22 protein-coding genes are annotated in these 26,219 nt (G+C 40.6%); 2 read left to right on the plus strand and 20 right to left on the minus strand.

The genetic code is table 11. From position 1 onward, the window contains the following. Positions 1-39: 39 nt before the first annotated feature. Positions 40-765, plus strand: coding sequence for a MerR family transcriptional regulator (locus DWX65_RS10230; protein ID WP_118173395.1), 726 nt, complete (start codon positions 40-42; stop codon positions 763-765). A gap of 170 nt (positions 766-935) precedes the next feature. Here the strand turns inward: DWX65_RS10230 and DWX65_RS10235 are convergent, their stop codons facing one another. Then, entirely contained in the window at positions 936-1,571 is a 636-nt protein-coding gene (locus tag DWX65_RS10235; protein ID WP_118173396.1) for a helix-turn-helix transcriptional regulator, read from the minus strand. A 464-nt stretch (positions 1,572-2,035) separates the two neighbouring features. On the opposite strand from DWX65_RS10235, the gene DWX65_RS10240 reads away from it, so the two are divergent. Next, complete coding sequence (locus DWX65_RS10240; protein ID WP_118173397.1) at positions 2,036-2,953, plus strand: hypothetical protein; 918 nt, start codon at positions 2,036-2,038, stop codon at positions 2,951-2,953. Positions 2,954-3,154: 201 nt separating this feature from the next. Here the strand turns inward: DWX65_RS10240 and atpC are convergent, their stop codons facing one another. The 19 genes from atpC to DWX65_RS10335 all read right to left on the minus strand — a co-directional run bounded on the left by atpC (position 3,155) and on the right by DWX65_RS10335 (position 26,115). Beyond that, on the minus strand, positions 3,155-3,571 hold the full coding sequence (atpC, locus tag DWX65_RS10245; RefSeq protein WP_117699298.1) for an ATP synthase F1 subunit epsilon: 417 nt from the start codon (positions 3,569-3,571) through the stop codon (positions 3,155-3,157). Between the two features lie 55 nt (positions 3,572-3,626). Next, positions 3,627-5,027, minus strand: a complete 1,401-nt coding sequence (gene atpD / locus DWX65_RS10250) for a F0F1 ATP synthase subunit beta (RefSeq protein ID WP_117947193.1) — start codon at positions 5,025-5,027, stop codon at positions 3,627-3,629. 15 nt (positions 5,028-5,042) lie between these two features. Further along, positions 5,043-5,936 (minus strand): ATP synthase F1 subunit gamma, encoded by an 894-nt coding sequence (gene atpG, locus DWX65_RS10255; RefSeq protein ID WP_022243512.1) that lies wholly within the window; start codon positions 5,934-5,936, stop codon positions 5,043-5,045. An 18-nt stretch (positions 5,937-5,954) separates the two neighbouring features. Further along, on the minus strand, positions 5,955-7,475 hold the full coding sequence (gene atpA / locus DWX65_RS10260) for a F0F1 ATP synthase subunit alpha (protein ID WP_442969677.1): 1,521 nt from the start codon (positions 7,473-7,475) through the stop codon (positions 5,955-5,957). Then, positions 7,472-7,990, minus strand: coding sequence for an ATP synthase F1 subunit delta (atpH, locus tag DWX65_RS10265; protein ID WP_158564731.1), 519 nt, complete (start codon positions 7,988-7,990; stop codon positions 7,472-7,474). Before atpH ends, atpA begins: the two co-directional genes overlap by 4 nt. After that, a complete protein-coding gene (atpF, locus tag DWX65_RS10270) occupies positions 7,968-8,420 on the minus strand; it encodes a F0F1 ATP synthase subunit B (protein ID WP_117947196.1) in 453 nt (150 codons plus the stop codon). Before atpF ends, atpH begins: the two co-directional genes overlap by 23 nt. Before the next feature lie 33 nt (positions 8,421-8,453). Next, positions 8,454-8,684 carry an ATP synthase F0 subunit C gene (gene atpE / locus DWX65_RS10275; RefSeq protein ID WP_012743658.1) on the minus strand — a complete coding sequence of 77 codons (231 nt, stop codon included), beginning with the start codon at positions 8,682-8,684 and terminating at the stop codon, positions 8,454-8,456. 55 nt (positions 8,685-8,739) lie between these two features. Further along, the gene (locus tag DWX65_RS10280) at positions 8,740-9,426 is read right to left on the minus strand and encodes a F0F1 ATP synthase subunit A (protein WP_022243516.1); all 687 of its coding nucleotides are present in this window, start codon (positions 9,424-9,426) and stop codon (positions 8,740-8,742) included. A gap of 309 nt (positions 9,427-9,735) precedes the next feature. Continuing rightward, positions 9,736-10,056, minus strand: a complete 321-nt coding sequence (locus DWX65_RS10285; RefSeq protein ID WP_117841552.1) for a rhodanese-like domain-containing protein — start codon at positions 10,054-10,056, stop codon at positions 9,736-9,738. 23 nt (positions 10,057-10,079) lie between these two features. Beyond that, positions 10,080-12,746 carry a hybrid sensor histidine kinase/response regulator gene (locus tag DWX65_RS10290; RefSeq protein ID WP_118173398.1) on the minus strand — a complete coding sequence of 889 codons (2,667 nt, stop codon included), beginning with the start codon at positions 12,744-12,746 and terminating at the stop codon, positions 10,080-10,082. An 84-nt stretch (positions 12,747-12,830) separates the two neighbouring features. Further along, positions 12,831-14,951: a SulP family inorganic anion transporter gene (locus tag DWX65_RS10295; RefSeq protein ID WP_117698230.1), complete on the minus strand. Its 2,121-nt coding sequence runs from the start codon at positions 14,949-14,951 to the stop codon at positions 12,831-12,833. Positions 14,952-15,125: 174 nt separating this feature from the next. Continuing rightward, a complete protein-coding gene (locus tag DWX65_RS10300) occupies positions 15,126-17,027 on the minus strand; it encodes an NPXTG-anchored protein (RefSeq protein WP_118173399.1) in 1,902 nt (633 codons plus the stop codon). Positions 17,028-17,330: 303 nt separating this feature from the next. Then, the gene (locus tag DWX65_RS10305) at positions 17,331-17,867 is read right to left on the minus strand and encodes an ECF transporter S component (RefSeq protein ID WP_118173400.1); all 537 of its coding nucleotides are present in this window, start codon (positions 17,865-17,867) and stop codon (positions 17,331-17,333) included. Between the two features lie 30 nt (positions 17,868-17,897). Continuing rightward, a complete protein-coding gene (locus DWX65_RS15520) occupies positions 17,898-19,829 on the minus strand; it encodes a [Fe-Fe] hydrogenase large subunit C-terminal domain-containing protein (RefSeq protein WP_118173401.1) in 1,932 nt (643 codons plus the stop codon). A 216-nt stretch (positions 19,830-20,045) separates the two neighbouring features. Further along, positions 20,046-20,621 carry a DUF6553 family protein gene (locus tag DWX65_RS10315; protein ID WP_117841547.1) on the minus strand — a complete coding sequence of 192 codons (576 nt, stop codon included), beginning with the start codon at positions 20,619-20,621 and terminating at the stop codon, positions 20,046-20,048. Between the two features lie 18 nt (positions 20,622-20,639). After that, a complete protein-coding gene (locus DWX65_RS10320) occupies positions 20,640-21,653 on the minus strand; it encodes a galactose ABC transporter substrate-binding protein (RefSeq protein WP_330414806.1) in 1,014 nt (337 codons plus the stop codon). Positions 21,654-21,669: 16 nt separating this feature from the next. Beyond that, positions 21,670-22,635 carry a sugar ABC transporter substrate-binding protein gene (locus DWX65_RS10325; protein ID WP_117947202.1) on the minus strand — a complete coding sequence of 322 codons (966 nt, stop codon included), beginning with the start codon at positions 22,633-22,635 and terminating at the stop codon, positions 21,670-21,672. Then, positions 22,622-24,445 (minus strand): cache domain-containing sensor histidine kinase, encoded by a 1,824-nt coding sequence (locus tag DWX65_RS10330; RefSeq protein ID WP_242997855.1) that lies wholly within the window; start codon positions 24,443-24,445, stop codon positions 22,622-22,624. Before DWX65_RS10330 ends, DWX65_RS10325 begins: the two co-directional genes overlap by 14 nt. A gap of 71 nt (positions 24,446-24,516) precedes the next feature. Then, on the minus strand, positions 24,517-26,115 hold the full coding sequence (locus tag DWX65_RS10335; protein ID WP_117841665.1) for a response regulator: 1,599 nt from the start codon (positions 26,113-26,115) through the stop codon (positions 24,517-24,519). Between the last annotated feature and the right edge of the window lie 104 nt (positions 26,116-26,219).

Raw genomic sequence — 26,219 nt, forward strand, 5'->3', positions numbered from 1 at the left:
AACAGCTTAGACTATGTTTATCGAGAGGAGGAACTTTCCATGATGACAGTAAATGAAGTAAGTAAACTGACAGGCGTGAGTATACGCACCCTGCAATATTATGATTCCATAGGGCTCTTAAAACCAGATTCCTATAGCCAATCCGGCTACCGGTTGTATGACGATACAGCAATAGAACGGTTGGAACAGATTTTACTGTTCAAAGAATTGGAATTTCCTTTAAAAGAAATCAGACGCATTCTCGACGCCCCTGATTTTGACCGAGCCAAAGCATTGGAGCAGCAGATTGAGCTGTTGACCATGAAACAGGAGCATCTTAAGAATCTGATTTCTTTTGCTCGAAAAATAAAATTGTCAGGAGTGAAACAAATGGATTTTACTGTATTTGATACAACCAAAATGGATGAATATGCCGAGCGTGCAAAGAAACAGTGGGAACAGACAGATGCCTATAAAGAATACGAAAAGAAGCATTCTTCCACTTCTTTGGGAAAAGAACAGGATGCCTATAAAAATCTGATGCTTATCTTTGTAGAATTCGGCAGCTTAAAAGAAAAACCGGCAAATGCTCCGGAAGTCCAGAAGCTGGTAAAACACCTACAGGATTACATTTCCGAGCATTTTTACCAATGTACCAATACGATTTTAAGCGGACTTGGTTCCCTGTATGCTTCCGGCGGCGAATTCACCGAAAACATCGATTATGCCGCCGGAAAAGGTACGGCTGGCTTCGTTGCTAAAGCAATTGAAGTATACTGTGGATAGGGATAAAAAGGAAGGGGTCTGAATTTTTCAGATGCCCTTCCTTTTTGCTAATGATAAATCGTTATTTCTTATAATAATGTCCATCTATATATGATAGCACTTCAAAAACAACTAACAGTAATGTTAATACCTCCATTATGCTCATCTGTTTCACCTCATTATTTTTTCTATTAAGTTAAAAATATCAAATCCGATATTCCATCCACAATCATAAGTTCATCTCGTCTGACAATATATTCCTTTAAACACCAATTCAAACACTCTTTCATACACTTTTTAGAAACTAATACCTTATATGTTTTTCCAATTTTCAAACTAAAGCGCCAATATTTCCACTCATCGCCAGTATTTATAATATTAATATGTGGTTCCTTATATAATACTCTTTCCGGACTAACTTTTTCTAATTTTCTTCTTTCTTTATTACGATTATAATTTGCTATACATGTTACTCTCCCTACGATACACTCTCCAAGCAATCCTACTTTCCTGACATATAAATAATAATACTCATTCTCCTTGTAAATAAGATTTTCAGGTCTTTTTCCTAACTGCATCTCAAGTTCTTTTACTTTATCGTCAATTTTTTTATCAGTCCTATAAAAATGCTCTTCAAAATTTAATTGATATAACTGGCATAACTTCTTTGCAATACTTTCTGTCGAAACTATATTTTCTTCTTCTATTCGTTCCAAAGTTCTTACACTATATCCAATATTGTCTGCTACAACTTCTTTTGTTAAACCCAAAATTTTTCTCAGTTCCTTTAAATCCGCTATTGACTGATATACCATTTTTTCTTTCATTTTCTTTTTTGCCTTTCGCTTAAATTACATTTAGCACTAACTGTTTAATATTATTTTAACAAAGTACCATAATAGATTCAACGACACGTTTTTTTTATCAAAAATGCTGTAAGTTCCTTTATTTTCTGGCTTTTTCATCATTGCGCTTGTACCGGATTTTATACTTCTAATACTTTTTTCATATTTTTTCGTCTTGCTCCTGCTCTCTTCCTATGTTAAAATGTGAAAAAGCATATATTATACAATCTATATGGCACTTTCTATAGTTCAAATCCGGTTCTGTTTAGGACCCAGCATTTCTGTATCTATCTATGCTTTTGATTCACTATTTAACTAAAAAGCAGGAGCGATACAGTATGGAAATAACTGCCATTATTCGATAGCAGGTAATTTTTTGCCTCTGGATATGATATTTATTTTCTATTGCTGCTTATCCTTCTGCCACACACAAGGAGGACTTGCCTATGACAGGAAAAGCACATGAAGCAAATGAAACAACGAAACGCGCACCGGTGGCGAACCGCAAATTTAAGGACACTGTTTTCCGGATGCTTTTTTCGGATAAGGAAGCGTTACTCTCACTTTATAACGCAGTTAATAACAGTCATTACACGGATTCCGGTGCACTTGAAATTGCAACTTTGGAAAATGCCATTTACATGGGAATGAAGAACGATCTGGCTTTTATTCTGGACATGAATCTCTATCTATACGAGCATCAGTCCACAATGAATCCAAACATTCCGCTTCGGGATTTATTCTACATTGCAGCGGAATACCAGAAGCTTGTGGATAAGAAATCCCTGTATTCTTCTGCACTACAAAAAATTCCAAATCCCCATTTTATTGTATTTTATAATGGAAGCACACCGATAGATGATTGCTATACCAGCCGTTTGTCAGATGCTTTTTATCATGCAACCGGCAATCCATCGTTGGAACTTATTGTTACTACATTCAATGTAAACGCAGGACACAACACCGAATTAATGTCCCATTGCCAGATATTAAAGGAATATTCCATTTATGTCGCAAAGGTTCGTTCCTTTACAGAACAAATGCCTTTGGATGATGCCGTACAAAAGGCTGTCACCGAATGCATTCAAGAAAATATTCTGGCAGATTTTCTTAGGAAGAATCAGGCGGAGGTAATTGCTATGAGTATTTTTGAATACGATAAAGTTGAAGAAGAGAAAAAACTGAGAAAAGCCGAATTTGACGCCGGTGTTGAGCAGGGATTAAAACAAGGCATTAAGCAGGGACAGAAACAGGCTTCTAGCGATACTGCCCTTCGTCTATTGAATACCGGAAAATTTGATGCAACGGAAATAGCAGAACTTTGTAATCTTCCTTTGGAGGATGTTACTGCACTCATGAAATAACCTTTATATTACATAAATATTTAATACCTATAGACCCTGCCACCGGCAGCTCAAGAAACCCGCAGACCACCTGTTTTCAAACAGATAATCTGCGGGTTTCCTGCTATAATCTTATTTCTAGTTCTAATTCTATTTCCGGTTCTATCTATATTATATCTTCATTTATAACACTATCACAGCATACCACAACTTTCCTGTTGCTTACTGGTACTTGCTGGTTGCCTTCAGTCGGGTCAGGGCACGGGATAAGGATGCTCTGGAATGATAGTATTCCTGGATGCTCTGCTTCTGCCGCATCTGCTCCTCGGCACGTTCTTTTGCTTCTCTGGCACGGGCAACGTCAATCTCCTCCGGACGCTCTGCGGTTTCTACCAGAAGTGTCACACGGTTGTTGACGATTTCCACAAAACCCATACCAACTACTGCATATTCCCAATTTGCAGTACCTTCCGGCTGAAAACGCATTTCACCTTCATCTATGGCAATGACCATATCCTCATGATGTGCTAAAATCTCTTTCTGTCCATCATATTCCGGAACAATCAGTGAACGGCATCTGCCGGCATAGAATACCCGGTTCGCTGCAATTATTTTTAAATAAAATGTATTTCCTGCCATATCTGCACCTCTTTATTCGAAAGATGTCACCAGGCGTATTCCTACACAGCATATGCTATGCATTCTGGTGTTCCATCTCTTCCGCTTTACGGATGACATCTTCTACTGTTCCTACGTTGAAAAATGCATTTTCCGGATACTGATCCATATCACCATCGATGATTGCCTTGAATCCTCGAATGGTTTCAGATAATGGAACGTAAACACCCTTTACGCCGGTAAAGTTCTCTGCTACATGGAACGGCTGTGATAAGAACTTCTGAATCTTTCTTGCACGATATACCAGTAACTTGTCCTCATCTGCCAGCTCTTCCATACCAAGAATTGCGATGATATCCTGTAACTCTTTGTATTTCTGCAGAATCTCCTGTACTTTCCGGGCTACCTGATAATGTTCTTCTCCAACGATGTCTGCCTCTAAGATACGGGATGTAGATTCCAGCGGGTCTACTGCCGGATAAATACCCTGCTCTACAATCTTTCTGGAAAGTACGGTGGTCGCATCCAGATGTGCGAAAGTAGTAGCCGGTGCCGGGTCAGTTAAATCGTCTGCCGGTACATAGACTGCCTGAACGGATGTAACAGAACCGTTCTTTGTAGATGCAATACGCTCCTGCAATTCACCCATTTCAGTTGCCAGTGTCGGCTGATATCCTACTGCGGAAGGCATACGTCCTAACAATGCAGATACCTCAGAACCTGCCTGTGTAAAACGGAAAATATTGTCAATGAAAAGAAGCACATTCTGGTGTTTCTCATCACGGAAATATTCTGCCATGGTAAGTCCGGTCTCAGCCACACGCATACGTGCTCCAGGCGGCTCGTTCATCTGACCGAACACTAAGGCAGTCTTCTCTAATACACCGGATTCCTTCATTTCTGTCCAGAGGTCATTACCCTCACGGGAACGCTCTCCAACACCGGTGAAAATAGAATATCCACCATGCTCTGTTGCAATATTACTGATTAACTCCTGGATCAATACGGTTTTACCTACTCCGGCTCCACCAAACAATCCAATCTTACCACCTTTTGCATATGGAGCTAAAAGGTCGATAACTTTAATTCCGGTCTCTAAGATTTCTTCTGCCGGATTCTGGTCTTCAAATGCCGGCGGTTCACGATGAATGACCCATTCCGGTGCATCCTTCAATGGTTCGCCACCATCGATTGCCTCTCCTAATACGTTGAACAGTCTTCCCAATGTCTGCTCACCGACCGGAGTTTTTATTCCGCTTCCTGTAGCGGTTACTTCCATATCACGGCAAAGTCCCTCACTGGAAGCTAACATAATACAACGTACCATATGATTTCCGATATGCTGTGCCACTTCCATGATGCACTTCTTATCGCCGTTTTTCACTTCAAGGGCGTCTTTGATTGCCGGCAATTCTTCGTCTTCAAATGAGACATCCACTACCGGGCCTAACACCTGTATGATTTTTCCTGTCTTCATGAAAAAGCCTCCTTATCACTGCCTCTTTTTCCGTTTCTGAGCTTTCGCTCCTGCAATGACCTCGGTTATTTCCTGGGTAATTGCTGCCTGTCTTGCACGATTATATAAAATATCCAGCTCATGGAGCATATCTTTGGCACTTTTGGTTGCTGCCTCCATTGCCATCATTCTTGCGTTCTGCTCGCAGGAATAAGACTCAACTAACGCTCCATAGATGAAACCAACTACATAATCCGGTACAATTCGATCCATCACTGCCTCCGGAGATGGTTTCAATGCCAGTTCCTCCATCGGAATATCTGCAGGCAGTTTCACGTTAAAACTTGCTTTCTTCAGTGGGAGCAGCTGTCTGATCTGTGTCTCCTCCTGAATCGCATTGACCATGCTGGTATAGATGATATAGACTTCGTCTAACTCTTCTTTCCGGTACAGTTCCAGAAGTTCCTCTGCAATATTTCTTGCACGGTTCAATGTCGGATTCTGTACGGTATAGTGGAACTGCTTATCAATCTCAATTCCACGCTGTTCAAAATAGTGACGGCCTAACTCACCTAATACAAACAGTTTGTTATTTTTATGTGCTTTCAAATGCTCCTCTGCAAGCTTTAATACATTATGGTTATAGGAGCCTGCCAGACCCTTATCTGCCGTAATAACAATATAACCTACCATCCGTTCTTCCGGCTTTTTCTCTTCGTTGGTCTTAAAATAAATGTCCTCTATATCCGGAAGATGTCTTAAGATTCTGCTCATTTCCGACTGCAGGGTAAAGAAATAAGGTTCTGTGTCAGAAAGCATTTTCTTTGATTTCTTCAGCTTCGAAGAAGAAATCATATACATTGCATTGGTAATCTTCAATGTATCATTGATACTCTTCATCCGATCCTGAATTTCCTTTGCATTTGCCATAACAACACCTGCTCATTCCTATTGATTTCTACTGTCTTCGAATTCTTTTGCAGCCGCAACAATCTTATCGGTCAGTTCATCGGAAAGCACTTTGGTTTCTTCAATTTCCCTGCCGATTTCCGGATGCTTCAAATCCATATATTCAAGAATCTCATTCTGATACTGTTTTACATTCTTTGTTTCTACTTTATCAAATACACCATGGTTTGCCATACACAGTGTCTCTACCTGTTCATGCAGGGAAAGCGGATGGCAGAGTGGCTGTTTTAAAAGCTCCATCAATGCTTTTCCATGCTGTAACTGTGCCTTGGTCATATCATCAAGATCCGATGCAAACTGGGTAAATACTTCCATCTCACGATACTGTGCCAGGTCGATACGGATACTTCCGGATGCCTTCTTCATTGCCTTGGTCTGTGCAGCACCACCGACACGGGATACGGACAAACCAACGTTGACTGCCGGACGCATACCTGAGAAGAAAAGGTTACTCTCTAAGAAAATCTGTCCGTCTGTAATGGAAATGACGTTGGTCGGAATATATGCGGATACGTCTCCTGCCTGTGTCTCAATGATTGGCAGTGCGGTAATGGAACCTCCGCCCAATTCATCACTTAAACGACTGGAACGCTCTAACAATCTGGAATGTAAGTAGAATACGTCACCAGGATAAGCTTCACGTCCCGGAGAACGCTCTAACAGCAGAGAGATTGCACGATATGCTACCGCATGTTTGGATAAATCATCATATACGATTAACACATCTTTTCCCTGATGCATAAAGTATTCTGCCATTGCAGTTCCTGCATATGGTGCGATGTACTGCATGGATGCAGGATCACTTGCAGTTGAGGAAACCACAATGGAATAATCCATTGCATCATGCCTGGTCAGTGTAGATACGATTTTTGCTACACTGGACGCCTTCTGTCCGATGGCAACATAGATACAGATTACTCCTTTGCCTTTCTGGTTAATGATGGTATCTGTTGCAATGGAGGTCTTTCCGGTCTGACGGTCTCCGATAATTAACTCTCGCTGTCCTCTACCAATTGGGAACATGGAGTCAATGGACAAGATTCCTGTTTCCATTGGTGTATTTACTGATTTACGTTCTACAATGCCCGGTGCTTCCTCTTCGATTGGACGATAATCATCTTCCTTAATCTCGCCCTTTCCATCAATCGGCTCACCTAATGCATTGATAATTCTTCCAACAAAGCCTTCCCCTACCGGGATTCCGGCTTTTTTCCTGGTACGAACCACTTTGGTTCCTTCTTTGATTCCGGTATCACGGCCGAATAAAATAACACCGATTTCATTCTGTCTGATATCCTGTACCATTCCTTTGACACCGTTATCAAATACAACAATTTCACCATACATTGCATGGTCAATTCCGTAAATGGTTGCAATTCCATCACCAACCCAGATTACGGAACCGGTCTCACGACTGGATTCATCCCAGTCAAATTCTTCTATCTCGCTCTGGATAATCGAGATTATGTCTGCAGCACTAATTGCGCCCACAGGCTTCACCTCCCTGTTAATTTTCTTTCCAACTGACGTAAGCGGCCTTCATAGCTTCTGTCATATTCTTTATGATGAACCTTAATGATGTATCCGCCTAAGAGATTCTCATCTTCCTTTTCTGTCAGAACAATCTCACAGTCGGGATATTTCTCTGCAAGAATCTTTCTTGCCTCTGCTTCTTCTTCCGGCTGTGGTGTGCCTGCACAGGTCAGTTCTGCACGCAGGATATGATTCTGTCTGTCCCAATAGAGATAAAATGCATCCAGTATATCCTCCATTTCTCCGATAAAACCCAGTCTGCACATCATCCTGGTATAGTTCACAAGCACCTTGGATAATCCGGCATCCTGATAAATTTTCTCTATCACGGCATCCTTCTTATGTATGGAAATCACCGGACTTGTGAGAACCTTAAGCAGTTCCGGTGTAAGCTCATAAAGCTCCCGGAGTTCATCTGCCTCCTGTCTTGTGGCACCCAGCCGATACAATACCTTTGCGTTATTTACTGCTTCCTGTGTCATGAGCATCACCTGTTTTCATAATTTTCCGTGCAGCGATGACTGCCAGTCTGGCAATCTCAGCCTGAGCTGCCTGCTGTGCCTTTTCCTGCTCGTTTGCAATATCTTCCTTGGCTTTTTCTAACATATGCTCAGTCTCTTCCCGGGTCTTCTCTACCGAGCGTGCATGCTCTTCTTCTGCTCTTGCTCTGGCATCAATAATAATCTGGTCTGCCTCCGTTCTTGCATCCGATAAGTGTTCTTCATAATCTGCCTTTAATTTTCTGGCATCTTCTTCGCTTTTCTTTGCATCGTCGAACTGCTTCTTTACCATTTCTTCTCTTGCCTCAATCACATTCATGACTCTCTGATAAAGAAATTTACGAAAGACTACATATAATACCAGCAGATTTACAACGGTCCATAAGATATTCCAAAAATTAATGCTAAGCATTTCCCGTACCTGCCTTTCTATAATCTTTCTTTATTATTTTAAGAAGAGGATGATTAACAATGCGATAACGAATCCGTAAATAGCAGTTGCCTCTGCCAATGCACATCCAAGAAGAAGTGATTTGCTGATTTTGCTCTCTGCTTCCGGCTGTCTTGCAATTGCATCTACTGCGGATGATGTTGCTTTTCCAATTCCAAGTCCTGCTCCAATACCTGTTAATACTGCGATACCTGCTCCGATTGCTACTAATAATGTTGATGACATAATATGCACTCCTTTTCTTTTCTACTTTTTTGTTTCTCTTTTTGTTTTTTCTTCCCTATTCGGTTGCTTCTTTGACGAACAATGCGGTCAGAAATACGAATACATATGCCTGAATCAATCCGTCAAAAATGTCAAAATAACAGCTAAATACTGCTGGCAGAATTGCCGGTACTACCATTTTCAGCAATTCCATAATGACAAATGAACCTAATACATTTCCAAAAAGTCGCATACACAGCGACAATGGTTTGATAAAGACCTCCAGAATATTGATTGGAAGTACTACCGGCATCGGCTCTGCAAAACTCTTAAGCCAGCCCTTCGTTCCTTTCCTGCGGATACCCGCCATCTCAATCAATATGATACTCATCAGGGACAATGCCACAGTAACATTCATATCCTTGGTCGGTGGTTTAAATCCCAGCAGACCGATTAAGTTGGCAATTCCAATATAGATTGCCACCGTCATAAGATAAGGAATATACTGCTTTCCATTTTCGCCTATGGTATCCCGGAAGAAGTTATTCAACCCGTTTACAGCCGTTTCCAGAATAATCTGTCTGCGTCCCGGATGTTCCACACTTAAGTTCCTGGTCAGGAGTATGCACAGCACAATAACTACTGCCATGATAATCCAGGTTACTACTACGGATTCATAAATGGGAATGCCTCCGAAAATCGGAATTGTAAATACCGTTTCACAGTTCAATTCTTCCATCAGGCTATTTACCAGAGCATCCATCTGTCTCACTTCCTTCTGCTGCTCTAAGGCATTTTTAAATCGTTAAAATTCTAACAAGAAAAAAATGCAAACGCAACCGTTTTCTTCCCGTGAAAATAGGTCTGACCATTTGCCGTTTTTTCGTGTAAATATTCCATATTCTTCTGCAATTTTTGCCAGTTTTTTGGTTGTTTTTTTATGCAATTTGTACACTTGCGTAAATTTGTATATTTTGACATTAAAAAAATGCAGAAATTTCCTGTTTTTTCACAAACATTTTCTGCATTTTTCTTATTCTTTATAGACTTTATACAATTTTAATCATTAAGCTTACTTCACCAGAATTCCGTGGTGTTCCTCCATATAACCGCCGAAAATGGCATTCTTATAGCCTAATTTCTTAAATGCTTTTACCGCCTTTTCGGACCGGCAGCTATAACTTCCTATAATATAAAAAGATTTTTCCTTATCCGGGAATCTCCGCAAAATACGGTCTTCCGTTATCTTGTCCAGCGGAATATTCTTTGTTCCTGCCACATGTCCTTTCTGGTAATCTTCCTTTGCCCGGCAGTCAATTATAATTGCATTTTCCGAAGTATGCGCTGCATTGATTGCTTCATTTACAGTCAGACGTTTCTTAAAAATACCCATTCTTCTGTTCCCTTCTTCTTTTGTTATGCTTTTGCCTGCATATAAATCCGGATGTTTTCTTCTAATAAATCCAGATCCACCGGTTTGGCAATGTGTGCATCCATCCCTGCTTCCATACAGGTCCGGATATCTTCCGCAAAGGCATTGGCAGTCATGGCAAAAATCGGTATTTTCGCTGCTTCCTTCTTCTTAAGTCTCCGGATTTCTTTCGTTGCATCATAGCCATTCATAACAGGCATCTTAATGTCCATTAAAATAATATTATATCGTCCTTCCTCCGCTCTTGCAAACATTTCTACTGCTTCCTTGCCATTTACTGCCCGGTCACAGTCTGCACCTTCCATTTTTAACAGTTCTTCCAATATTTCTGCATTTAAATCATTATCATCTGCTATCAGAAAACGCATTCCTTTTAATGTCATTTTCTCTTTTTCTGTTGCTTGTCCTTTCCCCTGCAATTGCTGCTCTTTTCTTGCCTGTTCGATGCACCGTTTAAAATTTGTCACAAAAAACGGCTTGCTTAAAATACTTTGAATTCCAGCATAACCCGCTGCTTCTTCTATCTCCTTACAATCATAGGCAAAAAGCAGTAATACTGTTTTCTCTCCCAGAATCTGATGCAATTTTTCTGCTGTAGTAACACCATCCATTCCCGGCATCTTCCAGTCTATAATTACAACATCCCAGGTCTTTGTTTTTCCGGCTTCCACAGCCTGTTCTGCCATATGAACCGCCATTTTGCCGGAATCTGCTGTCTGCACATCAATCCCAAACGGATGCAGCGTATCCATAATATATCTTCCTGATTCACTCTCATCATCAACCACCAGTACCTGGCTTATCTTCTGCAGTTTCCACCAGTTAACCTTCTCCTGGTACTTTATTTTCCGGAAATTCAAAATCACCTCAAAAGCAGTTCCTTTTCCAAGCTTACTCTTCACATGAATGCTTCCACCCATTAACTCCACCAGGCTCTTGGCAATTGGCATTCCAAGACCCGTTCCGGAAACCGGATTAACAGTGCTTTGCACTTCCCGGCTGAATGGGTCAAAAAGATTCTTAAGATACTCTTCACCCATCCCCTGTCCATTATCACTGATCCGGAACTGATACTGTGCAAAGTTTCCCTTTTTCTTTGGTACTTCTGTAATATCAAATACTATCTTACCGCCCTTTGGGGTATATTTTACTGCATTGGATAAAATGTTCAGCAGTATCTGCTTCAGACGTAATTTATCTGCTTCCACTTCTTCTGTTTCTATCCGATGTACATGAATCATGAATTCCTGCCCCTTCTCTCTGGTCTGTGAACGGATAATCATATCCAGTTCTTCCACCAGTTCAGCAATATTCGTGTTCATAATATTAAGGACCGTTTTACCGGCCTCAATCTTCGACATATCAAGGACATCATTAATGAGTCCAAGCAGATGTTCCCCTGAATAAGTCAGTTTTCTTGCATATTCCCGGACACAATCCGAATTTTCAGCATCTCTTGAAATCAGTGTAGCCAGTCCCATAACCGCATTTAAAGGAGTCCGCATATCATGGCTCATATTGGATAAAAATACACTTTTCGCTTCATTGGCACGCTCTGCCTCTGCTTTTGCCGTATTTGCAAACAGCACCGTCTCTTCCAATGCATTATTGACTTCTTCCAGCTTCTCTGCTGCTTCTGCCTGCTGCATTGCATTTCGTCTCGCGTAAGCTACCTTATTCTTTTCATTATAAATCCATAGAATACTGATACCCAGTGCTGCTAACATTGCAATGATAATGCAGGTCACTGTCAGCCAGATATGCAGCATCATAATCTGATAATCTGCCAGTACATTCTGCACAATCGTACTGTCCACTTCACAGGCTATCATATACTGTGTTCCTTTTAATGCACGATACGAAAAATAGTCGGACTCATTTTCACGTTCCAGGGTTATACACCCGGAGCTGCGTTCTGCATAGTCCGACTTCACTTTTTCATAATCTTTCTTATTCATAATCTTTTGTTCATGGTAACTATCAAACAGATTATAATTTATGGTTACTTCGCCCGGCTCATTATTAATGCTTGCATATGCCACTTCTCCGTTTTCATCCATGACATAGATATTAGCCTGTCCGTTATAAGCAGACGTTACAAAAAGATCGTTAATAATCTGTGGCCGGAATAGAAATGCAATTGCTTCATATTCTTCCCCATTGACCAAAAAAGAATCTACTGATTTTGCAATTATAAAGATTTCCTCTCCATCCTTCCAGGTACAGTACTGGGCAATTCCTTTATTCTCACCAAATAATTCTGACAATCCATCCTGCATCTGTATTCTGCCATTCAGTCCACGCATGCACAGATATTCACCTTCATCATTGACAAAGACAATATCCCGCACCATATTACTTTCCATAGAGTCAAAATAGTTCTGGTAATCTTTCAGTTCTGCTTCCCTTTCCCCATCCCCGAACATATATTTTTCAATAGAATCTATCTGTTCATAAGTAATCTCCAGACGGTTCCGGTAAGCACGCTCCATCTGTTCCATCAGTTCAGATAAACTCTGTTTACTGTTCTTATCAATGTATTGATTTGAACCCCCAAGGTCTTTTGACATCCAGCCAAATATCAAAGCCATAACCACAATACATACAATCAATACCGTAAAAAACCTTTTTTCCTGCTTTTCCTTTTTCATCCCGCATAATACCTTCCAATCTGTTTCAGATTATCAGACTGGTTCCTGCAAATTTTGTCGAAAAAGCAAGATGTCTCTGCCTAATTAAATCTTTCCTGAAGTCCGTTTTTCCCTTAAGTCCTCTACCAGTGCATAAACCTCCGGTCTCCGTTCCTTCAGATGTTCGTCTAACGCATGCCGGCGTTCTTTAAAGCGCTCTGCCAGTTCCGGATGTTCCTTTGCAATACGCTCATGTACTTCCCGTCGATGTTCCTCTAACCGCATAGCCAGCGTTCTTTCATCTTTACCGGAAATATTAACAATCTCTTTCAAATGCTCCTCTAAATGCTCCAGCCACTCATCTTCGTCCAGTTCTTCCATATGGGACCAGCTTCCATGTAACAGCTTTTCCACATCTCCTGTCTTTTTCAGCTGTTCTATCTGTGCCACAATCTGCCGCTCTATAGCATCTTCAGTTTCCGAACCAAATGCCCAGACAAATTCCTGCACCCGGTTATCCGCCCTCTTTCTTGAGGCACTGCGCTGTTTATTGTCTACACCGCCCTCCAGCGGATAAGGACGTTCATAACCCATATCCTTTAAAGCAATATGTATTGTTCTTCTTGCGCTGCCCTCTTCTATGATGTGTCCCAGACCAAGCTTTCGCATCTGTTCATTCAAATCTGCAATATGTTCTGTAATATAAAAACAGATACCACGTTTCTTAAGACCCTGATACAGCATTTCCAACTGATCCGCCGCTGTAATGTCCATGGAGCCGATAGCACTGGCATCTAAAATGACTGCCTTCGTATCCTCTTTTATATTGTCTTCAATGTCCCGCTTTAACATCTGCACATTAGCAAAAAAGAGATTACTGCTGAACCGGTATATCAGAACGCCTTCTATCGCATGTATCTGATGACTTTCTTTTAAATCCCGGAAATGGCGATGTCCCGGCTGGATTCCAAGAAAACATCTTGATGGCTTGGCAGTACGGATAATCATCTCAGTAAAGGAAAGTATAATGCCAATCAAAACGCCATTGATGGTTCCAAGCATCAGCACACCAAAGAATGCGCCTAAGAAAATGAAGAATTCTGTACGGCTGACCTTCAACAATCTTGCAGCAAGCTCAAATTCCGTTGCCCCAAGTAATGCAGAAATTACAATTGCCGTCAGCATCGGAATCGGAAGATAGCCGATAAATCCGGTTCCGCAAAGCAGCAATACCAGCATGGATAAACCGGCTATGATTCCGGTCAGCTGTGTCTTACTCTGATACTGTTCTCCCATTGCAGTTCTTGAAACAGAGCCATTAATAGGACAGCAGCCTGTAAATGCTGCCAGGAAATTTCCCATGGAGAATGCAAAAATTTCCTGATTATCATTCATTCGATATCCATTCTTCTGTGCGAAATTATTTTCTGCCAGAAGCGTTTCTGCCATAATGACCACTGCCACCGAAAGGCTGATAGTTACTACCTCTTTCATCGGAAGCATGCGGATATCCGGAATCACAAACTGTGGAAGTCCCGGTTCTACTGCAGACAGCGTCTGGATTCCCCATTCCCTCACCGGAAAAAATTTTGTCATTGCTGCTCCTGCTGCCATTAAAAGCACTGCCATTGGAAATTTCGGCATTACTTTCTTTGATACAAGAAGTATCAGAAGGGAAATGCCGCCTAAAATCAGTGATGGCAGATTCACCTTCGTCTGCCCGATATGCTCCACCAGCTCAATGAGTTCTCCAACGCCGGCGGTACCGCCCATTAACTTTGGTACCTGCATCAGAATAATCGTGGTGCAGATTCCGGTAATAAATCCACCCATAACCGGTGCCGAAATATAGTTCACCAGTTTTCCTGCTTTCATAAAATAAAACGCCAATAACCAGACTGCCACAAAGAAAGTAAGTACCGGCACTGCTGCAATTGCTTCACTGCTTCCACTCTCAATACCAAGTCCCACCAGTGCCGAACCGATTAAGGCTGCCGGTGCCGCATCTACGCCAAAAATAAACTGTGGTGAAGTCGAACACAGTGCAAATATCAGAATTGGGAAAATGGAACCATACAGACCATAGACTGCCGGAAGTCCTGCAATCTGTGCATAGCCCATAGCTATCGGAATGGAAACTGCCATAATAATAATACCGGCCAGAATATCCTTTGGAAAATTTTTCTTATCATATTTACGAATGGTAGCTGCAAGTTGTATGCGCATATTATCGCTTCTTTCTACTATATTATTTTTTATTATACGGCAAATAAGATGATTGTACAATTCTTTTGGCAGCAGAAAGGACAGGCTCTTTATCCGTGCCTGTCCTTTCTGTTCTGGTTGTTCTAATTATTCTGTTCTGTTTATTCCATTCTGATTATTCTTTTTTATTTCTGATTATTCATTTTCAGTTGCTTTCTTTCTTCTGAAAACAAACATTCCTCCACAACCTGCTGCAATCAATGTCATACAAACTGCAATTGCAGAATTATCACCTGTCTTTGGTTTACCGGATGTCTTTACGGTTGGCTGGCTATTTGCTGTTGTTGATGCATTTGCTGCTGTTCCAGCCGCACCACCGGAAGCTGTACTGTCACTTTCGGAAGTTGTACCGCCATTTCCGGATGTTGTACCACCATTTCCTGTGGCAGCCGTATCTGCCAGCTTTTCTGTGGTAATAAGATAAGTAGAGCAATGATTCTGTTTTACGGTCAGATATCCTTCTGAATCTACTACTCCCACATCAATATTTAAAATCGTTCCATTGTCAAATAACCGGCTGTAATATAATGTCTTTCCGGCATACCGGGTTCCCACAAAAATACGAATCTGTGCTTCTGCCGGAAGCTGACCGGAATAATTATACTTAATCTGTTCAATGAAAATATTCTTATTTACTGCACTTGGAAGTGTGCCCAGCTCACTGTAATCTTTTACAATCTTTACTCCAAAATCATAGCTGGAAACATTATCAACGGCTGACATGGTTCCTTTTCCAAAGGTAAAGGAAAGCTCATCATTGGATTTGATAACAATGTCCTTTGTCTGATTCTCTGCCAATATCTGCCGGAATCCATTGTCGGAAATAGCGGTATCTCCATCTGTTACATCCACTACGCCATTCACTACAACCTGCTTCGGTGTAAAGGAAATCACATCCGCCCCGGAATATACATTGTAAACATTCTCTACTTCTTTTCCTTCAAATTCATAACCAGCCGGTAAGGTATCTTCCGCAAGCGCCATGTTTTCTACAAGCTCTTTCATAACCGGATGTGCTGCGTCCATAAGATATCTGGTTTCCTGTGTATTATAATCCGTATAACTCATAAGAATCGGACAAAGAATCCGGTAAGAATTACCAGCCTCATAATAGGTTCCTCTATAAATAAAGGTGTCTCCCGTATCCTGTTTCTTTACCAGACAGGCATCACTTCCTCCACTTGCCATCGTAGTGGAATAATAAGCTGCTATCTCTCCATTTGCTGTATATGCCGAAATATCCGTAAGCTTATCTTCTACAGTTATTGCTACCTCTGCACCCAGCGTAGTGCATTCCTGCAATTTTTCAATCCGGTAGGTCTTATTTCCGGACATATCGGTTACTTCTGTTATAACAAACCGGCCTTCTTCTCCGGTTTTTGTATACACATCACTCTGGACCGGACTGATATCAGTTCCAAAATAACCACCATATACCTGAATCATTTCAAAAGGATGCTCTGCCTGCATCTTCATGTCATTAACCTGTCCCTTTGCCACAATCGGTGATGACATATAATTCCAGGATGAACCAAACGGACATCCGTCAGTTCCACGATATACCGTTACTGTACTGTCCCCGGAAACCGTCAGCAGCGACTTGCCGCCTTCTGCAAATAATTCAATACCATCCGGGTTCTTTCTGTTTTCATTGACGGTAAGGCTTCCGGAACCGCAGATTGTCAGGGAGCCGCCCCAGCCGCCATGCCAGATTCCAAGATTCTGCAGCTTATTACTGCCTACCAGATTCAATTTAAAATCGTCTCCCATCATGTTGGTATAAAGTGCAACATCCGGATGGTCATAATTGGTTAAGGTCAGCGTATTGCTTGCCTGGTCATAAGACGCTCCGTCCACTGTATTTTTCTCATTGGTGGAAAATACAACCGTATCATTCAATTGAATATTGGCAAATGCAAACTCTCCTTCCATGCATGGTCCATTTGATGCCTGCACCGGAATCATGGATGGAACCATCATCAGGGATGCTGCCAGTGCCACTGCACCAATGCATTTTAAAGCACGTTTCATTTTCATAAATCTATCCTTCCTTTCTTCGTATTATAAAAACACTATAAGGAAAACGATAGATTCTGTGCAGTCTACATCCGTTTCAAAATATGAGAAATTTATCTCACCCAGCTTTTTGGGGCAGAATTTCAATCTACAAAACCCGCACCAATAGCTGCCGGCAGCTTTTTACGGGTACCCGGCAACTACGAGAAACACGCTTTGCAAGTTTTTCCAATTATCGCATAACCAAAAATCCCCTGAAACAGGTTATGGTTATCATCAACCGCCTGCTTCAGGGGATTCTATTTTTATTCTGTTCTTATTCTACTAATCCTGCTTGCCTAATGAAGTCTTTCTTAATGCTGCCGCAATAATAAATGCATACACTCCACCAATCAGTGCGGTAACTACCTGGGTAAATGAGAACTGAAGCTGCAATACCTTTAACATTGGTGCCATTTTCTCCGGAAGCATATTTGGTAAAATAATCAGGGAAATTACAACTCCCATAAATAATCCTTTTAAGATAGAACCGATTACAATAGAAACCGGGAATCCTGCTTTACTACCAAGCTTACCCTTAAGCAACGCTACACAAAGCACCAGAATGGCATTTCCTGCCATAATGCATGGAAACATTGCCGGAATGGCTGCCATTACCGGGCTTCCGGTAATAAAGAATGCAGTAACCGGTGTAATAATACTTAAAATAATTCCGCATGCCAGTCCCGCATACAATACAGTTAAGATTAATGCTGCATTGATAACTGGTCCTGTTATGTATACACTTAAATTTTTAAAGAACTGACTTGCAATACAGATTGCAAGCATAATTGCAGTAACTGTAATTTGTCTGGTTTTCATGATGTTTTTCTCCTATCCTGCCCGATGTTTTTATAATTGTTCCAGTGTGCTCTTTACACTATTTGCGGCACTTAAAATCACATTGGACGATGCTGCAATCTCCTCCGTTGCTGCGGCAAGATTCTGAATCCGGTTGCCGGTATCATTTACAACATTTGCCAGCTCATCCGCATCTTTGATAATCTCCGCAATGGATTCTTTTACCTTTGCCTGGCTCTCTGTACTCCGGGATGCCGTATCCTTGGAATTCATGGCCAGTTTATTTATCTCATCTGCAACTACTGCAAAACCTCTTCCCGCCTCTCCTGCACGGGCTGCTTCGATATTGGCATTCAATGCCAGAAGGTTAGTCTGTGCAGCAATGGAGACTACTTCCTGATTATTCTCTGCCATAGATTCCAACAGCATATCAATCTCCTGCATTCTGCCAGTCAGCTTCTCACAGAATTCAGACACATTACCAATTTCCTCTGATACTGCACTGCATTCCGTCGCATTACTTTCGTTTCCATTCACCATATCATCCACAGAATCATAGAGTGATACAAACAAGTCATTGACTGTCTCCACCGTTGTTTTAATATTCTCCTGCTGTTTCTCCACTGCATCTTTTTCTGCCTTGATTTCATCAGCAAGTTCTAATGCTCTCTTCTTCTCTTCCTCTACGGTATCCTTTACAAAATGAATACAATTTTCCTTCTTATTGAAGCCATTATAAATAGCCAATGCCATCTTTTCACAGCTTTCATAGCCACAGCATTCGCAGTCAATGCATCTTGCTTCCTTAGTCTTCTTGCCCATCTCATCATAAATCTGATTCAGTTCCTCTGTAGACGGAAGTTTATAATTACACTCTTCGGAGCAGTCTGTATATTTTCTAAGATAATTCTCCAGTTTTAATTTTGAGAACTGCTTATTTAATTTTGCAAGCCGCTGTGCCGGAGTCAGTTTCCGTGACCATGCACTGTTCTTCGTATTCTTCTTACAGTTCTCCTGTATCTGATGGATATTATATAAAGCTTTATCTGTTCCTGCAATTTCCTCTTCAACACCGGTTCCGTAAATACAACCCATTCCACAGTTTAATGCGTCAATGAATAATTCTTTATTCATGCCCTTTGCAATTTCTTCCTTATGCTCCTCTAAATAACGATATGTGTGTTTCTCTCCTTCTATCTGACGTATATATACATCGTCCCCTAAGAACCAGTATACATTTTCCTTCAAGCCACCCGGCATCGGATAGATGGAACCAAGTCCATATTCAATTTCATCACTGGCAAATGTACCTGATATATTATGTTCTCTTACATATTTCATCAAATGATCAAATGTCACATTATACGATACATAGCCTTCTGTATCCGGGTCATGAATCTCTGACCATTTTGCAACACATGGACTGATAAATGCCAGTTTATCCGTAATTTCCATCTCCTGTTTTGCATAAATTGCGCTGCACATCATCGGACTGTGTACCGGGAATAACTTTGGAAGAAGCTCCGGTAAGTAGTGTTCAATATATCCCACAATTGCCGGACATGGCTGGGAAATTCCACCGGTAAAGTTGTATTTCTTTACATAATTAAGATATCCCCAGGTTGTAATGTCTGCGCCGAAAGATACACTGATTATACGGTTCACTCCAAGATTCTTTAATCCTCCCAGTACCCTCTCATAATCTCCTGGATAATTTGCCTTGAACGCCGGAGCTAATAGTATGGATATTTTCTCACCTTTTGCAAGGTCTGCAAAGAATTGCTCCGTATCATCTTCAAACTCTCTTGCACCATGCTTGCAGGCATCCATACATGCACCACAGCCAATACACCTTGCCGGATCCACCTGAATCCGCTCTGTTCCATCCTCTTCTGTTACTGCCACACATGCCCCCGGACAAGGACACACTCGAATACATTTGTTACACCCAATACAGTTGTCATTGGTAAAAACCAGACTCATTTCAAGCACCACCCTTTACTTATACCCATACGCTACCTTTTTTCAATTTCAACAAATAATATCCCATATTTATCTATTCATTAATAATATTATTTCTCAATAAAATTGTCAAATTTTCATGTTTTTATATGATATATTCTTACGATTTCCCGCAATTTTCGACATTTTTTGAGCAAGAAATAGTCCTTGTCTCTATTGTCCGACAGAAGTCTGCAGCTATTTCATCAGAAAATGCTCCCGCTCAGGGTATTGCTGCCGGAATGCTTCCAACGCAGCTTTCTGCAAAACTGCAAATTCCCTGTCCATATGAAATTTATGTGGCATTGTAAATGCAATTGCACTTATCTGCTCTGCTATTTTTTTAGCAATTCCTTCCTCTGACAGCTGTCCCATTCCAAATACTAAAGAGGTGAAACCTCTTCCCTTTTTACTCACATCCATAAATGTAAGAAACGTATTCTTTAATTCTGCCTGAAGTATCTCCTGTTCCACCCGGCTTCGGTTCTCTGCATCCAGAAGATATAACCCATTTATGATTTCAACTGCCTGTTTCTTCCGCTGTCCCGAAAAATCTACTCCGGTACTTTCCGAAAGATATTTCATCTGCATCAGATAACCAATAAAGGTATCCTCTTTCTTTTTCTTCTTTCCATATCGAGCATATAAAAGCTGCTCCCGGAAAGTATCTCCTTCTGCTTGTTCCGTACACCCGTGCTTCTGCCATAGTTCCATTCTTTTTCCAGCATTAACTTCCTGATAAAAATCATTCAGCCACTTTGAATCTTCCTGCATAATATTTCCTCTTCGTCACTATTTTATAAAATCTTCAACATTACTGATGTCAACTTTACGATACTGGGATACATAGTATTTTTCTTCCTGCAGGCTTTGTACTTCCTGATTCTTTCCATCATAAATGTCCACTGCAAGCCTTGCCATTTCTCCAGCCTGGTCTTCCTTGTCATTATATACGGTTCCCTGCATGGTTCCATTCTGTATTGCCTCTAATGCATCTTCCAATCCGTCAATACCAAATATAATCGGCCACTCCTGCCGGTTATAACCGGCATCTTTATAAGCTTCAATTGCCCCTAATGCCATTTCATCATTGTTGGAAATAACCATCTCCACTTCGGTCCCATACTGACTGATAATCTGATTCATTCTATTTTCCGCCTGTCCCCTGTTCCAGTCTGCAAACAGGTAGCTCAGTTTTTCCAGATTGATTCCCTGTTCTATCAGTGTCTTTACCGAACTGTCTGTACGGCTGATGGCATCCTGATGTCCAGCCTCTCCCTCCAGTAAAATATACTGAATTCTCCCATCCTGATTCCTGTCAACCTCAGGATGATTCTTTATGTAATCTGCTGCAATTTCTCCCTGCATCTCGCCGGACTGTTTTGCCTCACATCCCACATAGTATAGTTGATTCCACTGCGACAAATCCTCCGGAACCGGTTCTCTGTTAAAGAAAATGACAGGGATATCATGCTGTCTTGCCAGTCTGATAACGGTTGTCGGATCCGTTCGGTCAACCAGATTTACACATAAAATATCACACCCGGCATCTATCATTTCTTCGACAATTTCATTCTGGGCTTTCTGATCATTATCTGCACTTCTGACAGATGTTATAATCTTCCGTTCTTCTGTTTCCCGCTTCTTTAACTCTTCCTTCAGTTCATCCACCGTGGCGTTGATAAACGGGTCATCATGCGTATAGGTAACTACACTCACCCTCAGCGTATTTTCTATCCGCTTTGTCTTCTGATTGCATCCGGGCAGCACCAGTATCAGTATTATCAGTGTTACCGTAACCGCCATTGTCCTTCTTCTTGTTCTACTCATATGAATACAAAAACCTTTCCAGATCTTTTGAATACAAATCTTCTTTATTGATTATTCTGACTTCTGTTTTACAACTGTTCATTTTGTAAAAGGAATGCCTTAGCTTTTTTGCAATCTCATTCATACTCTTATACCCCGTCTCATAATCATCCGGTACGACAAGACATTCTATATTCTGATTATCTAATAACACAATTGCTTTTTCACTGCTTCCAACTCCATAAATCTTTGCACCGTGATACTTATTTTCTTCTGCAGCCTCCCCCACTTCTTCTAATGCCCAATTGTCCAGAATTACCAGATAATCCACCTGTTTCTTAGATGCAATAATCTCACTGGTGTTCTGGTTTCCCCTGGCATAATTGTACTCCCAGGAAATTTCACAACCACTTCCCTCCAGTCCATCTTTTAACCCTGCAATTCTGTTCACATTTTCCTCTGTCTCTGCCTTTCCAAGAATGACACCGATTTTTTTATTCTCCAGTTGTTCTTCATCATCCTGTATTAACCGCTCCGCAAGCATCTGACCAATCTTATAATTATCCGGCTTTACCGTTGCATAACCAGATGGCTCTTCTGCGTAGGTATCCTCATTAATCAGTATAAACGGTCTCTCCCCCTGCAGCCGGTTTAGCATAGTCTTTGTTTCTTTTCCCGGAGCCGGACAGATTACAAATGCATCTACATTATTCTGCAGTTGTTCATTAATCAGTTCTTCTTCATCCTCCATGCTTTCAATTAAATCTGTATTACAAATAATCAGATGCAGATTATTATTTTCCGCAGACTGTTTTAACCCATTCAGCAATGCATCCCATCTCTTATCTCCGGAATCTTCCACAATAACCGCAACTCTTTTCATCGACTCATTATCTGAAAAAATCCTGATTATAAAAAATGCAGCCAGTACAATAAGCATCAGTTCTGTGAGAATAAAGGTAAGCTTATTTTTTTTCATCTTCTACCCTCTCTCTTTTTCTGTTCTGATTTTCAAGTTCTCCACGTTTTTCCTCTGAATAAGGAATTGCCGGAATATGTATTACAGCCTTTGTTCCTTCATCCGGCTCACTGTAAATTTTTAATCCATATTCTTTGCCAAACATCAGTTGTATCCTGGTATGCACATTGATAAGCCCAACTCCCGAACCATGCTTCGGAACTTTTTCACTATTTGTCAGAAGATTATCAACCACTTCCTGGCTCATGCCCATTCCATTGTCCTCTACCGACAGGAAAATATCATTCCCTTTCTGCTCACCGCATACAATAATTTTGCCGCCCTCATCTTCATCCATATTTCCTACTCCATAATAAATCGCATTTTCAAGCAATGGCTGTACTACCAGTTTTACAGTACAGCATTCCTCTACGTTTTTATCAATCAGAAATTCCACTTGAAACCGGTCTTTATAACGAATCTGCTGTATGTTCATATAACTTTTGCTATGTTGTAATTCTTCCGAAATCCTTATCACTGTTTTTCCTTTTGAAAGACTGATGCGAAGCAGTTTTGCCAGTTCCGAAATCATAAAAACAGCTTCTTCATTCTTATTTGCCTCTACCATCCAGGTGATGGATTCCAGTGTATTATAAAGAAAATGTGGATTAATCTGGCTTTGCAGTGCATCCATTTCACTTTTTCTCCGCTTATTCTGCTGCCGGATAATTTCTTCCATCAATTGTTCTATCTGCTTATATGAATTTTGGACAGAATATGCCAGATGCCTTATCTCTGAAGCACCCCCTATATATATTTCAGTCTTTTCTCCTGTTTCATAAGACTTTACGGATTCATCCAATTTCAAAATCGGTTTCGAAATCTTTCTTGCCATAATTTTATTCACAACAAAAAGCATCATCAGAAGAATAATTGCCGTGGCAATTATATAATACCGGAACTTATTAATGCTTGCCGTCTGTACCCCCTCCGGTACAACTCCTACCAGTTTCCATCCGGTATAAGATAGACTGTTCACAACTATATTACTTTTTTCCCCATTCACAGAAATCTCATATGTACCATCTGCATAACCGGCAGCCGTACTGCTATCTTCTGTAAAAAATCCCCTGTCTATTTCTGCTTTTCTTGGGTGATAAAGAATTTCCCCATCATCTGTACATAAATAATAATACGTCTCTCCCGCTGCTTCATTCAGGTTATCTAAAACCTCTTCTATCATGGAATACTTCATATCAACCAGCAATACTCCACTGTCCGGAGTGTCACCATGATTCATATCCACAAGACTGCTTAAAGACACCACCCAGTTATATTGATATGTCTCATTCTCAAACAAATCCTGTATATGGGGTGTTGATATATGTATATTTTCTATCTCATCTATAGCGCTTTTATACCAGTCCTGCTCTGTTACTTTCTGATTCTTTTCTCTGGTAGCTACTGGTTCTGCTGCAATAATTTTCCCATCACTGTCATAAAGGGCCATACTCTGCAGCTTATCATTATTTACTTCATACAACAGACTGAACTGCCTGCTGAATTCCTGGTCAGAAATATCATATTCCTGTACGATATTATAATTAACAGCATTACAAATCTGTCTCATATTCCGCAATTCATTATTTACCTGATCCACTGTACTCTCTATCCGGCTTTCTGCATTGGAAATTGCGGTTTCTTTTACTGACATTTTAAAACGGCTATAAATCAGTAATCCCATAACTATTGTTGTAACAATGGTCATGGCAGAAAGAACTGTCATAAGCAGTGACTGTATATCCATCCAGGCTGAAATATTCTGCATCATATTTTGAATTGTATTCCTTTTTTCGTGCTTTTTCTTTCTGTTTTTTTTCTGATCCATACCTCTCCATGTTCCTATTCTGGTGATTTTCTGTATTTTGACGGAGATACTCCAAATTTCTTTTTAAACACATAACTGAAGTAATTTGCGTCCAGATACCCTACTTTTTCTCCAATTTCATAACTTTTATCATTGGTTTCTACAATAAGCCTGACTGCGACATCCATCCGGTAATCCGTCAGATATGTAATAAAGGATTTCCCAGTTTCTTTTTTAAATATCGTTGAAAAATACGAATTGGATACACCAAGCACTGAGCATACCGTATCCAGGGAAAAATCAGGTTCCATATAACGCTCTGCCACAACATTCTTTGCATCTGTAATCAGCCGCCTTGAAGTATTATTTCTTGCACTTTTCAGTTTTTCACTAATTGCCACTGCTGCTTTTTTCATCCACTTCATCAGAGTTGCTTTATCCAGTTCTGGCACCTTTTCATAGAGATTTTCTTTTTCTTCAAAGAAATCATTAAAGTCCATAAAATTATTGGCGCAGAACCGGTAAAAAGCACCTACCATCTCCATAACTGATAAATGATACTGATTTACTGTGGCAGCACTTTTATGAAGTTTTTCCACTTCCCTCTCTACTGCTGACTCAATGTCTTTTACATTTCCAAGATAAATCGTTTTAAACAACTCATGCATTTTCGTATCTTCTGACTGTACGGCTACCGTCTGCTCCCGTGGAACTACTTCCGCAATATTTATAGCCCTTGCAGTTCCATAAAGAACCCGGTAGGATACTGCTTTTCTTGCACCTTCATAAGAATTACTGATATTCAAAAGACTATCGCAATATCTTCCAACACCGGCCGTTACAACTGCACCAATCACACGGTTCGCCCATCTGCAGAATCTATCGCAAAAATCTGTCAGTTCTGTTGCCTTATCTTCTGAATCAAGCGATACTATCAAAACTGTATTCCCAAGATACATAAATTCCTGACAGTTGAGTTCTGATGCAATCCTTTCCTTTATTTCATGCTCGACAGACATGGATAACAACAATGGATTCATTCCTTCCGGCACATGGTGCTCTGAAGTATGAAATACCACGCTGCAATAATAGGGTCCCTCCAGTGGAATCTGATAGGCAGATAAAAATTTCTCATATTCTGTCTCATTTACCCTGCCTTCAATTAACGAAACAAAAAAATTCGTCCTTAGCACCGGAAGTGCATCCTGGAAATAATTTTGCAGTTTTTTAACATTTAATTTTTCTTCTCTTTCCCGGTTTAAAGTCTCTTTCAGTCTTTCCATGCAGTCAGATAATTCAACTGCATTTACCGGCTTTAACATATATTCTTCAATTTCCAGATGTACTGCCTCTTTGGCATATTCAAATTCATCAAATCCTGTAAAAATAATAATATGTATATTGGGATAATCATTATTTAACTTCTGTGCCAGTTCCAGGCCATTCATATAAGGCATTTTTATATCGGTTATCACAACATCCGGCTGTATATTTTCTACCAGTTCCAGGGCTTTCACTCCATTGGTTGCACTGCCCGACACCTCAAAGCCCAGTCCATCCCAGTCCATCTTATGTTCCATTGCCTGGATTGCTTCTATTTCATCATCAACTAAAATCACTTTATACTTTTCCATATGACGTTCCTCTTTCAGCATGTTCAGCTCTTTCTTCTCCTGCTCTTATTATATCAGACAAATGTCTTTTTCTGAATACCTGATATTGTTTAGGCCGTCCATTC

The organism is Roseburia sp. AF20-18LB, from assembly GCF_003461185.1.
GTDB classification, from domain to species: Bacteria; Bacillota; Clostridia; order Lachnospirales; family Lachnospiraceae; genus Roseburia_C; species Roseburia_C amylophila.